An 11772-nucleotide genomic window follows, 5' to 3' on the forward strand; every position below is an offset into this window, starting at 1 on the left:
TCGCTAGAGGGTTGCAAAAGCAAGCTCCGCGCAAGCCCGCGACAGCAGCTTCCCCCGGACGACAGATTCCGGGGGATTCCCATGAAGATCGACAACAGCATCTCGAGCTACTACTTCTCCCAGCGCCGCCAGCAGGGGGGCACCATCGCGCCGATCGAAGAGAGCGGCAGTGATGCGCGCCCACGCCAGGCCCCGACGATCGCGCCGCCTTCGACATCGAACGCGCTTTCCAACGCACTGTGGATGACGGCGACCCGGGACGGCGAGAGCACGGCTTCGATTTCCGCCAAGGAAGGTCCGGCGGCTCCGGACGGTTCGGTCGGCGACGAGTTTCTGAACGAAGCGAAGAAGAGCCTCGTCGAGAGAATCCGCGAACAGGTCCTCAAGGCAATGGGCCTGACCGAAGCGGATCTCAAGGAGATGCCGCCTGAGCAGCGGCAGGCCGCCGAGGAAGAAATCCGCAAGGCCGTCGAGCGCGCCATGGGTGTGGAGCAGCAGCGCGACACGGCGACCGCCGATATCGCCAATGGCGGTAGCGACATCCTCTGACTGGGCCGCTTGTGCCGATCGGCTTGTCTCGTTCGGACAATCGATGATATCCAGCGATCTCCAGAGAGGACCAAGTTCCATGCGCCTGATCCGTTAGCGACGTTCACCGGCAGAAAACAACCGACGCCACGGCCGCCTTTCGGCGGTTTTTGGCATGGCTTTTTCCGGCCGCCTGAACGCCTGACATGGATATGACCGTTCACCGGCCATCGCTAGGATCATCCTCATGACCACCAAAGACGGATTTGTTTCCGAAGCCGGCAGCCTTCGCGCCGGCCCCTTCGACCTCAGCTATCGGATCGAAGGCAGCGGCATGCCGCTGCTCGTCGTCGGCAGCGCCACCTACTACCCGCGCACCTTCTCCCAAGCGCTTCGCGAGAGGTTGCAGTTGGTCTTCATCGACCATCGCGGCTTCGCGCCGGCGCGGACCGACTATGCCGCCGTCGACATCGGTTTCGAGACGGTGCTCGACGACATTGAGCGGATGCGCGCGCATCTGGGTCTAGAGCGCTTCCCCATTCTCGGCCATTCCGGCCATGGCTACATGTCGCTCGAATATGCCAAGCGGCATCCGGAGAGGGTCAGCCACGTGATCATGGTCGGCACCGGCCCGAGCCATTCGGCACGCCACATGGCGCTCGCCGATCGGATCTGGGAAGAAACCGTGTCGCCCGCACGCAAGGCGATCTTCGAACGGGAGATGGCCAAGCTTGGCGACGACATGGCCGCACAACCTGAGGCGCGTTTCAAAGCCCTGCTGATCCGGCTCGGCGCGAAAAGCTGGCATCAGCCGGACTTCGACGCAGCGCCGCTTTGGCGCGATGTGACCGTCAACAATGCGGTGTTCGACCATCTCTGGGGCGAGGTCTTTCGCGACATCGATATCCGCAAGGGTCTGAACAGGCTGGCGGCGCCGGTGCTGCTTGCGCTCGGCCGCTCGGACTATCTCGTCGCTCCTGCCTTCAGCTGGGACGAATACCGGGCGGACTTCAAAGACCTGAAGGTGCGGCTCTTCGAGGAGAGCGGGCATACGCCGCAGCTGGAAGAAAGCAATCTCTTCGACGAAGCCCTGCTCTCGTTCCTCGAAAACCATCGCGGCTAGGCCACCCGGCTCGCAGTGTCCAGCATTCGGAGGGGTCGAGACCGGCCCCTCCCCCTCCCAACCATTGACACTTGATCGCGCCCAACTATCTAATGCTCCAGAAGCTATAGGTTTGAGGCGAACATGTATTCCATCGGCGATCTTTCCCGGCGCACTGGCGTCAAAATCCCGACGATCCGCTATTACGAGCAGATGGGGCTGATCGCGGCACCGGAGCGTTCCGAAGGCAACCAGCGGCGCTACGAGAAAAGCGAGCTTGAGCGGCTGGCCTTCATCCGCCATGCGCGCGACCTCGGCCTGTCGATCGATTCGATCAAGGATCTGCTCGCCCTCAGCCAACATCCGGAGCGCCCCTGCGGCGAAGCCGACCGCATCGCCAGCGAGCACCTCACGACGGTCCGCGAGAAGATCGCGCGGCTGAAGAAGCTGGAGCAGGAACTGGAACGCATCGTCGCCTGCGACGGCAACCATACCGTCGGCGACTGCTACGTGATCCGGGCGCTCGCCGACCATTCCATGTGCGAGAGCGAACACTGAGGCGGCAGCTTAATTAGTCGCCTTGAAAAATCCCCGTTGACAAAAGCGCGAAAACAAACAATCTAGCGCCCATGATCAAGAACGCACCCATTTGCCGCGTGTATTTTTGGCTGTTCCGATAGGAGCGGCCTGCTGATCATATTCAACAAGGCCGCCATCAGGCGGCTTTTGTTTTTCCGGCTCCTGATGGCGAGAAAACCCGAGGAGCCGAGACATGCTACAGACCGCCATCCCTACCCTTCATGCGACCCCGGCGACACGCCCGCCGATGGTGACGATCCGCTCAGCCAAGCAGCGCGACCTGCCGGAGCTGCGCGACATGATCGCGGAGCTTTCCGCCCATCACGGCGACGCCGCCCCGATCACGCCGGAACAGCTTGAGCGCGATCTCTTCGGTCGCATGCCCTGGATCACGGCGCTCGTCGCCGAGGCCGGCAACCGCCTGATCGGCTACGCGATCCTGGTACCGATCTACCGGGCAGCCGAAGGCGCGCGCGGCATGGAACTGCATCACCTCTTCGTTCGCCCGGAAAACCGCGGCACCGGCATCGGCCGCCACCTGGTCGCCAAGGCGCGTGAACAGGCGAAGATGGCCGGCTGCGACTTCCTTTCGGTCAGCGCCGCCACGGGTAACTTCCAGGCACACCATTTCTATGAATCCGAACGCTTCGTCCCTCGCCCGGTGACCGGCATGCGCTATATGCAGAAGCTTGGCTGAGGAGCTGCCGATGCGTCTTGCAATCGTCCTGTGCGAGGGTTTCGCCGATTGGGAATGTGCGCTGTTGATGGCGGCGGCGCGCACCCATCTCGGCGTCGATATCGAGGTTGCCACCGTCGACGGCGCGCGCGTCACCTCCATGGGTGGCCTCGACGTTTCGGCGCATCTCTCGGTCGATGCCCTCGATCCGGCCGGCTTCGACGGGCTGGTGATCTGCGGCGGCGCCATCTGGGACACGAACGAGGCGCCCGATCTCTCCTCGACGATCCGCGCCTTCGATCGCAACAAGCGTGTGGTCGCAGCCATTTGTGGCGGCGTCCATGCTCTTGCGACATGCGGCCTTCTCGACCGCATCGAGCACACCGGCAACAGCGCCGAAAGCCTTGCGGCGCTGACCGGCTATCATGGTGCTTCGCACTATCGCGATCAGCCGCAGGCGATGCGTAGCGGCCATGTCGTCACCGCCGCCGGCACGGCGCCGATCAGCTTTACCGGCGAGATCCTGCATGGCCTTGGCCTCGGCTCACCCGAGCTCGACGGCTTTCTCGCACTTTACGGGCGGGAGCATCGGCCCGACGACAGCGGCAGCATCGGGTAAGCCGCTTTCCGTTTCGGGGCGGAAAGCAGCCTCCCTTCCGTTTGAAAAACTGGCCTAGAGCCAGTTGGAGATCTGATCGAGCGGCTTCTTCACCTTGCCGGCGACCGGTACGGTCGCATCCGGGGCGGGATAGCCCACCACCAGGATCAGGAACGGTTTTTCACTGTCCGGCCGGCCGCAGATCTCGTTGAGGAAGTTCATCGGCGCCGGCGTATGGGTGAGTGTCGCAACGCCCGCGTGATGCAGCGCCGTGATCAGGATGCCGGTGGCGATGCCGACGCTTTCGTTGATGTAGTAGTTCTTCTTCAGGTCCCCCGGATTGGGGCCGCCGCGCTTCTGCGAGAAGACGACGATCAGGTAGGGAGCGGTCTCAAGGAAGGGTTTGTCTTCGTCGGTGCCGAGCGGCGCCAGCGCATCGAGCCACTCCTGCGGAGCCTTGTCCCGATAGAAGATGCGTTCCTCCTCTTCCGCCGCGTGGCGCACCTCGGCCTTGATCCGCGCGCTCTCGATGACGGTGAAATGCCAGGGCTGATGGTTGGCGCCGCTCGGTGCCGTGCCGGCCGCCTTCAGACAGGTTTCGATGACCTCGCGCGGCACCGGGCGGTCGCTGAAGTAGCGCGTGGTGCGGCGGCGGTTAACCTCCTCATAGAAGTCCGCGGCGCGCGCCACCATCTCCTCGGGGCTGCGTTCGATCCACTGGTCGTAGGGCGCAGTTTCGTGTGGGCGCATTCAGTCTCCTCCTCGTTGCGAAGCGGAGTTGAGCGCGCCTTGCCTCTCAGATCAAGGCCTTAGAGCGACGGTACCGCCTTCAGATAGGCGGCGATCGCCTCGCGATCGGCCGGCGTGAGTCTCGCCATGTTCTTCTGCACTTCCACCATGGAGCCACCGACGGAATCGAACTCCGGCGTGAAGCCCGTCTCCAGATAGGAGGCGATATCCGAGGCGCTCCAGCTGCCGATGCTCTTGGAGCCGGGCGTGATATCGGGGATACGGCCCTCGCCTTCCGGGTTCGGCGCGCCGGCGAGCCACTGGTCCGGCTCGAAGCCGCCGAGCGCATTCCTCGGCGTGTGGCACTCGCCGCAATGGCCGGGCCCCTCGACGAGGTATTGCCCACGGGCGAGCTTCGGGTCGTTCGCGTCCACCGCGGCGCGTGGCTTGTCGGTCAGGAACAGCAATTTCCAGCCACCCAACGCGATCCGCATGTTGTAGGGGAACGGCAGTTCGTGCGGCGGCGCCACCTCCGTGCTCTTCGGCAGCGTCTTCATGAAGCCCCAGAGGTCGTTGACGTCCTTGGCCGTCATGCGCGCATAGGAACCATAGGGAAACGACGGATAGAGATGCTCGCCGTTGCGCCCCACCCCACGGGTCATCGCGTTGCCGAACTCCGCCAGCGTCCATGCGCCGATGCCGGCGGTTTCGTCCGACGAGATGTTCGGCGCGTGGAAGGTGCCGAACGGGCTCTTCAGCGGTGCGCCACCGGAAAGCACCAGACGCGCGTCGCCTTCCGCACCCTTGCTAGCATGACAGCTGACGCAGCCGCCGGCCCAGAAGACCTGTTCGCCATTGGCAAGATCCGGCTCGCCCAGGCCCTCCCAATGGGAGGCGCTCCAAGGTGCCGGCTTCGTCAGCCACCAGAAGGCGGCACCGCCGACGACGCCCAGCACAACAAGACCCGAAACCAGCTTTCTCGCCCGACGACCCATAGTTCCCCTCATGCCCTGCCGAAAACAGCGTGCTCAATACGAATGGAGGCACGCGGCGGGACGTCGCGTGCCTCCTCATTCAGCCGGATAGGACGTTGTCGCCTATCAATTCTTCTTCAGGCGGTAGCTCTCATGACAGCTGCCGCAGTCCTTGCCGATGCCGCCGAGGGCCGCGCCAACGGCTGCCTGGTCGGCCGGAAGCTGTGCCAGCACCGCTCCGGCATCCGTGCCGAGCTTGGCGGCCTTGGCCTTGAAGTCGTCCATGTTTTCCCAGATCTTCGGGCTTGCCTCGGTCTCATGGCCCGTTTCCGAGCCGGCCGGGAAATGGTCCGGGAAGGTCTTCATCGTTTCGCTGATCGTCGTCAGCGACGCTTTGACGACCTCGGCGTCATAGGGCTTTTCGCCCTTGGCGATGCCGGCAAGCGCGCCGGTCGCGGCACCCACCTTCTTCATCGCCTGCTGGCGAACCACCTGCGGCTCGTCGGCTGCGGTCACGGCAGTAACACCCAGGCCCGCGAGTGCGGCAGCCAACATGAGTGCGCGTATTTTCATCAGGATCTCCCGGTCAATGAAATCTATTCGGCGAATCTGCCTGCCTGGCCTTCATGCCCAATGCGCCGGCATGATGTCATTTTGAGTATTCGACGGAAGTAACATTTATTTGATGCTCTTGTTAGGACAAAGGAATTTCCGTCGCTCGGCGCAATTCCGGGATCTCCACGAACCCGTCAATAACATGACTTTAATATTCATGTTTATACTTGCAGAAACCGGGGCGGCATCACCGCGCCGACCAACCCTGCCACACGGTGAAGGCGGCGACCAGAACGAGCACGGCCCCGGCGGCCCGGCCGATCCACACGGTCGTCTCGGGGCTGCCGACCAGAAAGTCCCGGCCGCGGCCTGCAGCAAGGGCAAGACCGCCATAGACGGCGAGCTGCGTCGCAGCGATCATCGCCGCCATGACCAGGGCCTGCGACCAGATCGGCCCGAACTGCGGCTTGAGGAACTGCGGATAGACCGCCAGCATGAAGAGATAGGCCTTGGGGTTCATCAGGCTCGTCAGCGCGCCCTGGCGGAAGCTTGCCCAGCGCGAGAGCTTGCCCGAGCCTTCGATGCCACCGATGGTGATCGAGCTTTTGACCAGCGAAAAGCCGATCCACGCGATGTAGGCAGCGCCGGCGACGAGCAGCACGTTGAAGAGACCGGGCACCAGGTGGAGAATGACGCTGACGCCGAGCGCCGCATAAAGCGTATGCAGCACGCCGCCCGCCATGATGCCGGCGGTCGCCGACAGGCCGGAGGCCCGGCCGCCCGTCAGCGAGTTGGCCAGGACGAAAACCATGTCCATGCCCGGCACGATGATGATGCCGAAGAGAAGGGTGAAAAAGAGCCAGAGATTTTCCGCGTAGGTCATGTCAGTTGTCCGTCGTCCGGGTTTTGATTTCTCAAGACGAATTGCTGTTTTTTCAATTCGTTGGCTGATGGTATAAATTCTGGCAACTGACAAGGTAGTGTCAGGAGCGTTGACGACGGGAGCGGTTTTCGATGCGCAAGGCGGCACGGCTTTTCGAGATCATCCAGATCCTCAGGCTTGCGCGAAAGCCGGTGACGGGCGCCCAAATGGCCGAGACGCTGGAGGTGACGGTTCGCTCGATCTACCGCGATATCGCCGCACTGCAGGCGATGCGCGTACCGATCGAGGGTGGCCGCGGCATCGGCTACATCCTTCGGCCCGGCTTTGACCTGCCGCCGCTGATGTTTTCGATCGAGGAAACGGAAGCGATCGCCCTGGCGCTGGCGCTGCTGGCGCGAACCGGCGACGAGGAGCTGAAGGCGGCCGCCGGCCGCGTCAACCAGAAGATCACCGCCGCCGTGCCCGAACCGCTCAGATTGGCGTTCCGCTCGCAGGCGCTGCATGCCTGGGGAACGATCGCCCCCTCGCCTGCCGGCATCGATCTCGCCCTGGTGCGTCGGGCGATCCGCGACGAGCAGAAGCTCGAGCTCGACTATCGCGACGAAATGGGCCGCGCCACGGAACGCACGATCCGGCCGGTCGCGCTGATCTACTATTCGGAAACCGCCAACATCGTCGGCTGGTGCGAATTGCGCCAGGCGATCCGCAACTTTCGCGCCGACCGCGTCGAGCATTGCCAGACGGCGGACGCCTATTTTCCGGGCGAAGGAGACCGTCTCAGGGACCTCTGGGTCAGCGGCTGGAAGACACCGCCCGCGGTTGCCTGAGCCTGGCCCCACCCGCATTCAGCACAAAAAGACCCGGCGCAAGCGCCGGGTCCAAACGTCATGCATCGAAGACGGGCAGCTTACTTGGAAGCCGCTTCGTACATTTCGAGCACGTAGTCCCAGTTGATCAGGCTGTCGACGAAGGCTTCGAGGTACTTCGGACGGGCATTGCGGTAGTCGATGTAGTAGGAGTGTTCCCAGACATCGACGCCGAGGATCGGCGAGGCGCCGTGAACGAGCGGGTTTTCGCCGTTCGGGGTCTTGGAGATTTCGAGCTTGCCGTTCTTGACCGAGAGCCAAGCCCAGCCCGAGCCGAACTGGCCGGTGCCGGCGGCGATGAAGTCGGCGCGGAACTTGTCGTAGCCGCCGAGGTCGGACTTGATGGCCGCTTCGAGCTTGGCCGGCAGGCTGGTGCCGCCGCCGCCCTTCTTCATCCACTTCCAGAAGTGGACGTGGTTGTAGTGCTGGCCGGCATTGTTGAACAGCGGCTGGTTGGTGCCGTAGGACTTCTTGACGATCTCCTCGAGCGACAGGTCGGCAAGGCCGGCCTCTTCGGCAAGCTTGTTGCCGTTGGTCACGTAAGCGAGGTGATGCTTGTCGTGGTGGTACTCGAGCGTCTCGCGCGACATGTAGGGCGCCAGCGCATCGTAGTCATAGGGAAGGTTCGGCAATTCGAAAGCCATGTGGGCATCTCCTCTTGGCATGGAATTTCGTCGGGAAATCCGTGAGCGGGAACATAGGCACCGACCCCCATGGAGGCAACCGATGCAATGCCAATTTTTCCTCAACCCACGGAATATACTTTCAACATCATTTTGAAAGCATGACACTTTCGAGCACATTCATGCCACGGTTCGCGTGCAGCTTCGCGATCGTTGCAACCATGCATAAAGGACAGTCCATGCCGCAGCGTCTCATCCCCGCCTTCGCCCTCGCCGCCGCCACAACGTTCATTGCGTCCACGGCTGCCGCCTCCTCCGGCGATGCATGGGAAAGTTTCCGGGCAGAGGTCTCGGAAAAGTGCCTGGCTGCCGCCGCGTCGCTGGAAAAGGCAAGCGCCGTCGTCGACCCCTTCGGCTCGGAAAGCTTCGGCCTGGCGCTGGTGATCGGCACGCCCAAGGGATCCGACACCGCCGTGACCCAGATCTGCGTCTTCGACAAGCAGAAGAAGACGGTGGAGCTCGGCGGCGAACTGGCACCCGATACGGTCAACATCGCCGTTCCGACGAAGGCACAATAGATCAATGAGCGAGGGTCGCGGGCGACAGCTATCGCGGCCCGGCCGGTTGTGCCTGACTGGGTCAAGAGGCGCGGGCACTCCACGTCGTAAGCCGGTCGCAGCGTCGACGGTCCGTGGTGCGATCTCCAGCCCGTCACAACCTGCCACCGTCGGCCACAATCAGTTGCGAATCGAAACACATGCAATTACCGGGGCAACACCAACCGGAGATTGTCATGAAGTCCCTACGCATCGCCTCACTTGTTGTTGCCCTCACGACCCTTGCCGCCTGCGCACCATCACAGGACGAATATGCCCGCCTGCAGACCGCAGTCCAGGGCAGCCCGGCCATGCAAAAGGCGCTGCACAAGGATTGCGTCAGCAAGAAGTGGTCGAAAGCCGACCGCGAATACGGCGCCTTGCTGATCAGCGTCCCGCCGGGCAAGGTTCAGGCTGTCGTATGCAAGCGTATCGTTAACGCCATGGCGTCCGGCCGGCTCAAATATGCCGACGTCCGGCAGCTCACGAGCAACCAAGGTCCAACGGTGAACCTCATCAAGATCCTGCAGGGCCGATAGGCCAGCGGCCGCATCGACGTCCAGCCGGTCAAGCAGCCCGGCTGGACGTGGCTGCCTGACCCGACGAGCGATACAGCCGCCTTGCGGACATGGCTTGTCGCTTGAGCTTCAACAGCGCCGTTGATAGATCTTGGTCATGGTAAGCGATACCCACGAGAGAATCCTGGACGCAGCCGAGCGCCTCATGGTGTCGAGGGGCTACAATGCGTTCAGCTATGCCGACATCTCCTCCGAACTGGGCCTCGGCAAGGCGACCATCCATCATCACTTCCCGACCAAAGCCGACCTCGCAACCGCCGTGCTTGCCCGTTATCGCAAGAACAATCGCCGCAGCGTCGAGGGACTGTTTGCCGCCGTCAGCGATCCGGTCGCCCGGCTCGAAGCCTATGTCGGCTACTGGGAAGACTGTATCGCCAAGCAGCATACGCCCTTCTGCATCGGCGCTCTTCTCGCCTCGGAGATCCCCGCCCTTCCCGACAGTGTCGTCGCGCAGGTGCGCGGCCATTTTGCCGATCTTTCCGGGTGGCTCGGTGCGGCGATCGAAGACGGCGTGACCAGCGGCCACCTGAAGGCTGCGCATGGACCGAAGGCCGAGGCCGAGACCCTCATGGCCACCGTTCACGGCGCGATGCTCGCCGCACGCGTTGCTGGCTCCGATCCGGCGGTGTTTTCCGCAATCGCCCGACCGGCACTGGATCGTCTGGTGGGCGGGCCGTGACGGGGGATCAAAAGCCGTGACGACAAAATGGACATTTGCAGCACGGTGTTCCCGTGGGAACGGCAGGCTTGAGCCGCCGGCGCTAGAAATTGACGTAACGGACGCGATGGCAAAGGGACCATTGCGTTTTCTTTTGACAACCGCGCCGACCAACTAGTCGGTCGAGACCTGAAGGAGCAAGTTCATGGCAAATCCACTTTCCACGCTCGGCATCATCCATACCGCAATCAGTCTCGCCCCTGTCGCTGCCGGCCTCTACGGCTTTGGACGCTACGGCGCGATTGTCCCTTCCACCCGATCCGGCAAGATCTATCTCGCCACGCTCATTCTTGCGGTTCTGACCTCTGCCGGGCTTTCAAGCACCGGGGGGTTCAACGCGGGGCATGCGCTGGGACTCGTCACGCTGGCAGTGGTCGCCGGAAGCCTGGCGGTCGACAGGCTCGCCTTCGTCGGACGCCTGAAGCCGTACCTCACGACGCTGGGTCTCTCGTTCAGCTACTTCCTGCTGATCGTGCCGGCGATCGCTGAAACGCTGAAGCGCCTGCCCGCCTCGCAACCGCTTGCCAGCGGGCCAGAATCGCCGATCGTACAAACAACACTGCTTGTCTGGCTGGTGATTTTCCTGTCCGGTCTTTCCGTGCAGGCCTACCTGATCCACAGGCGCGCCGCAGCCACGGCGCGCGCTCCGCGCACGCGTTGATGTCCGATAAGAACGGTTGGCCGCCTTCACCGGCGTAGCGGCCCCGGCCGCACGCTGATGAAGACCCCGGCTGCGTCAGATGTCGCGGGCTGCGTGCGCCCAGTCCATGTAGAGATCGCGCGCCTTGGCGGCGACCGGGCCTGCCTGCAGGTCGCGGCTTTCAAGACGCGTCACGGGCAGAACCTTGGAGTAGTTGCCGGACGTGAAGATCTCGTCGGCCGCTTCGAAGTCGGCCATCGTCAGCGTTGCCTCGACCACTTCGAAACCGGCTTCGCGCAGCAGCGTCATGACGCGGAAGCGGGTGATGCCGGCGAGGAAGGTGCGGTTGGCAGCCGGCGTAAAGACGACGCCGTCCTTGACCAGGAAGACGTTGGAAGAGCCGGTCTCGGCAATGTTGCCGAGCATGTCGCGCACCAGCGCATTGTCGAAGCCGCGCGAACGGGCCTCGGTCAGGATGCGCGCATTGTTCGGATACAGGCAACCTGCCTTGGCGTCGGTCGGCATCGATTCCAGCGTCGGCCGACGGAAGGGCGACAGCGTCAGCGACGAGCCGCCATGGCCGTTGCCCATCGGCGCCTCGAACAGGCAAAGCGCAAAACGGGTCGATTCCGGATCAATGGCGACGACGCCGGCTGCGCCATGCTCGGCCCAGTACATCGGCTTCACGTAAAGTGCTGTCTTGCCGTCGAATTTCTTGGCGCCTTCCCAGGTCAGCGCCTCGATCTCTTCCGCCGCCATCGTCGGCTTCAGGCCAAGCGCGGTCGCCGAGCGGTTGACGCGCTGGCAATGCAGGTCGAGGTCGGGGGCGACACCGTCGAAGACGCGGGCGCCGTCGAATACCGTCGAGCCCAGCCACATCGCGTGCGAGGTCGGGCCGATCAGCGGCGGATTGCCCGAGAGCCATTCACCATCGACATAGGTCCAGGTCACTGAGCGGGGGGATGTATCGACGGCCATCTGCGTCTCCTTGAGGTTTTTATTCTAGTCTTTCCGCATACCCCGAAAAAACAGCATCGGGGTGAATGGGTCTATCAAAAAATGTCATGGCGGCCGTTCTGGTACCGCGACGGCCTCTCGCTTAGTCTCCTCGGCAAAGAAAGGGAAAG

General features: G+C 63.1%; 16 protein-coding genes. 10 read left to right on the forward strand and 6 right to left on the reverse strand.

The window, feature by feature from the left end:
* Nucleotides 1-81: 81 nt before the first annotated feature.
* From OKW20_RS01970 to OKW20_RS01990, 5 genes are all read left to right on the forward strand, one after another.
* Complete coding sequence (locus OKW20_RS01970; protein WP_052201516.1) at nucleotides 82-549, forward strand: hypothetical protein; 468 nt, start codon at nucleotides 82-84, stop codon at nucleotides 547-549.
* A 226-nt stretch (nucleotides 550-775) separates the two neighbouring features.
* A complete protein-coding gene (locus OKW20_RS01975; protein ID WP_429169856.1) occupies nucleotides 776-1651 on the forward strand; it encodes an alpha/beta fold hydrolase in 876 nt (291 codons plus the stop codon).
* Nucleotides 1652-1774: 123 nt separating this feature from the next.
* A complete protein-coding gene (locus OKW20_RS01980; protein WP_043610910.1) occupies nucleotides 1775-2188 on the forward strand; it encodes a MerR family transcriptional regulator in 414 nt (137 codons plus the stop codon).
* Between the two features lie 214 nt (nucleotides 2189-2402).
* Nucleotides 2403-2906: a GNAT family N-acetyltransferase gene (locus OKW20_RS01985; RefSeq protein WP_043610912.1), complete on the forward strand. Its 504-nt coding sequence runs from the start codon at nucleotides 2403-2405 to the stop codon at nucleotides 2904-2906.
* Between the two features lie 10 nt (nucleotides 2907-2916).
* Nucleotides 2917-3504, forward strand: coding sequence for a DJ-1/PfpI family protein (locus OKW20_RS01990; protein WP_429169857.1), 588 nt, complete (start codon nucleotides 2917-2919; stop codon nucleotides 3502-3504).
* A 54-nt stretch (nucleotides 3505-3558) separates the two neighbouring features.
* Here the strand turns inward: OKW20_RS01990 and OKW20_RS01995 are convergent, their stop codons facing one another.
* The 4 genes from OKW20_RS01995 to OKW20_RS02010 form a co-directional block, all read right to left on the reverse strand.
* Nucleotides 3559-4233: a nitroreductase family protein gene (locus OKW20_RS01995; protein ID WP_043610916.1), complete on the reverse strand. Its 675-nt coding sequence runs from the start codon at nucleotides 4231-4233 to the stop codon at nucleotides 3559-3561.
* Nucleotides 4234-4292: 59 nt separating this feature from the next.
* Nucleotides 4293-5207: a c-type cytochrome gene (locus OKW20_RS02000; protein ID WP_429169859.1), complete on the reverse strand. Its 915-nt coding sequence runs from the start codon at nucleotides 5205-5207 to the stop codon at nucleotides 4293-4295.
* A 105-nt stretch (nucleotides 5208-5312) separates the two neighbouring features.
* The gene (locus OKW20_RS02005) at nucleotides 5313-5759 is read right to left on the reverse strand and encodes a c-type cytochrome (RefSeq protein ID WP_043610920.1); all 447 of its coding nucleotides are present in this window, start codon (nucleotides 5757-5759) and stop codon (nucleotides 5313-5315) included.
* Nucleotides 5760-5988: 229 nt separating this feature from the next.
* Nucleotides 5989-6624, reverse strand: a complete 636-nt coding sequence (locus OKW20_RS02010) for a LysE family translocator (protein ID WP_429169860.1) — start codon at nucleotides 6622-6624, stop codon at nucleotides 5989-5991.
* A gap of 131 nt (nucleotides 6625-6755) precedes the next feature.
* On the opposite strand from OKW20_RS02010, the gene OKW20_RS02015 reads away from it, so the two are divergent.
* Nucleotides 6756-7451, forward strand: coding sequence for a helix-turn-helix transcriptional regulator (locus OKW20_RS02015; RefSeq protein ID WP_429169861.1), 696 nt, complete (start codon nucleotides 6756-6758; stop codon nucleotides 7449-7451).
* Nucleotides 7452-7531: 80 nt separating this feature from the next.
* On the opposite strand, the gene OKW20_RS02020 is transcribed toward OKW20_RS02015, so the two are convergent.
* The gene (locus tag OKW20_RS02020) at nucleotides 7532-8134 is read right to left on the reverse strand and encodes a superoxide dismutase (protein ID WP_043610924.1); all 603 of its coding nucleotides are present in this window, start codon (nucleotides 8132-8134) and stop codon (nucleotides 7532-7534) included.
* Nucleotides 8135-8352: 218 nt separating this feature from the next.
* Between OKW20_RS02020 and OKW20_RS02025 the strand changes: the two genes are divergently transcribed.
* The 4 genes from OKW20_RS02025 to OKW20_RS02040 all read left to right on the forward strand — a co-directional run bounded on the left by OKW20_RS02025 (nucleotide 8353) and on the right by OKW20_RS02040 (nucleotide 10666).
* Complete coding sequence (locus OKW20_RS02025) at nucleotides 8353-8691, forward strand: hypothetical protein (protein ID WP_429169862.1); 339 nt, start codon at nucleotides 8353-8355, stop codon at nucleotides 8689-8691.
* A gap of 215 nt (nucleotides 8692-8906) precedes the next feature.
* The gene (locus OKW20_RS02030) at nucleotides 8907-9248 is read left to right on the forward strand and encodes a hypothetical protein (protein WP_429169863.1); all 342 of its coding nucleotides are present in this window, start codon (nucleotides 8907-8909) and stop codon (nucleotides 9246-9248) included.
* A gap of 136 nt (nucleotides 9249-9384) precedes the next feature.
* A complete protein-coding gene (locus OKW20_RS02035; RefSeq protein WP_429169864.1) occupies nucleotides 9385-9966 on the forward strand; it encodes a TetR/AcrR family transcriptional regulator in 582 nt (193 codons plus the stop codon).
* A 184-nt stretch (nucleotides 9967-10150) separates the two neighbouring features.
* The gene (locus OKW20_RS02040; protein WP_429169865.1) at nucleotides 10151-10666 is read left to right on the forward strand and encodes a hypothetical protein; all 516 of its coding nucleotides are present in this window, start codon (nucleotides 10151-10153) and stop codon (nucleotides 10664-10666) included.
* 75 nt (nucleotides 10667-10741) lie between these two features.
* On the opposite strand, the gene OKW20_RS02045 is transcribed toward OKW20_RS02040, so the two are convergent.
* Nucleotides 10742-11623: a branched-chain amino acid aminotransferase gene (locus OKW20_RS02045; RefSeq protein ID WP_402323114.1), complete on the reverse strand. Its 882-nt coding sequence runs from the start codon at nucleotides 11621-11623 to the stop codon at nucleotides 10742-10744.
* Nucleotides 11624-11772: the final 149 nt, after the last annotated feature.

The sequence above is a fragment of the Ensifer sp. LBL genome, assembly GCF_050435225.1.
Classification (GTDB): domain Bacteria; phylum Pseudomonadota; class Alphaproteobacteria; order Rhizobiales; family Rhizobiaceae; genus Ensifer.

Coding starts and splice junctions, on each gene's coding strand:
- OKW20_RS01970 (WP_052201516.1), top strand. CDS start 82: ATGAAGATCGACAACAGCATCTCGAGCTACTACTTCTCCCAGCGCCGC.
- OKW20_RS01975 (WP_429169856.1), top strand. CDS start 776: ATGACCACCAAAGACGGATTTGTTTCCGAAGCCGGCAGCCTTCGCGCC.
- OKW20_RS01980 (WP_043610910.1), top strand. CDS start 1,775: ATGTATTCCATCGGCGATCTTTCCCGGCGCACTGGCGTCAAAATCCCG.
- OKW20_RS01985 (WP_043610912.1), top strand. CDS start 2,403: ATGCTACAGACCGCCATCCCTACCCTTCATGCGACCCCGGCGACACGC.
- OKW20_RS01990 (WP_429169857.1), top strand. CDS start 2,917: ATGCGTCTTGCAATCGTCCTGTGCGAGGGTTTCGCCGATTGGGAATGT.
- OKW20_RS01995 (WP_043610916.1), bottom strand. CDS start 4,233: ATGCGCCCACACGAAACTGCGCCCTACGACCAGTGGATCGAACGCAGC.
- OKW20_RS02000 (WP_429169859.1), bottom strand. CDS start 5,207: ATGGGTCGTCGGGCGAGAAAGCTGGTTTCGGGTCTTGTTGTGCTGGGC.
- OKW20_RS02005 (WP_043610920.1), bottom strand. CDS start 5,759: ATGAAAATACGCGCACTCATGTTGGCTGCCGCACTCGCGGGCCTGGGT.
- OKW20_RS02010 (WP_429169860.1), bottom strand. CDS start 6,624: ATGACCTACGCGGAAAATCTCTGGCTCTTTTTCACCCTTCTCTTCGGC.
- OKW20_RS02015 (WP_429169861.1), top strand. CDS start 6,756: ATGCGCAAGGCGGCACGGCTTTTCGAGATCATCCAGATCCTCAGGCTT.
- OKW20_RS02020 (WP_043610924.1), bottom strand. CDS start 8,134: ATGGCTTTCGAATTGCCGAACCTTCCCTATGACTACGATGCGCTGGCG.
- OKW20_RS02025 (WP_429169862.1), top strand. CDS start 8,353: ATGCCGCAGCGTCTCATCCCCGCCTTCGCCCTCGCCGCCGCCACAACG.
- OKW20_RS02030 (WP_429169863.1), top strand. CDS start 8,907: ATGAAGTCCCTACGCATCGCCTCACTTGTTGTTGCCCTCACGACCCTT.
- OKW20_RS02035 (WP_429169864.1), top strand. CDS start 9,385: ATGGTAAGCGATACCCACGAGAGAATCCTGGACGCAGCCGAGCGCCTC.
- OKW20_RS02040 (WP_429169865.1), top strand. CDS start 10,151: ATGGCAAATCCACTTTCCACGCTCGGCATCATCCATACCGCAATCAGT.
- OKW20_RS02045 (WP_402323114.1), bottom strand. CDS start 11,623: ATGGCCGTCGATACATCCCCCCGCTCAGTGACCTGGACCTATGTCGAT.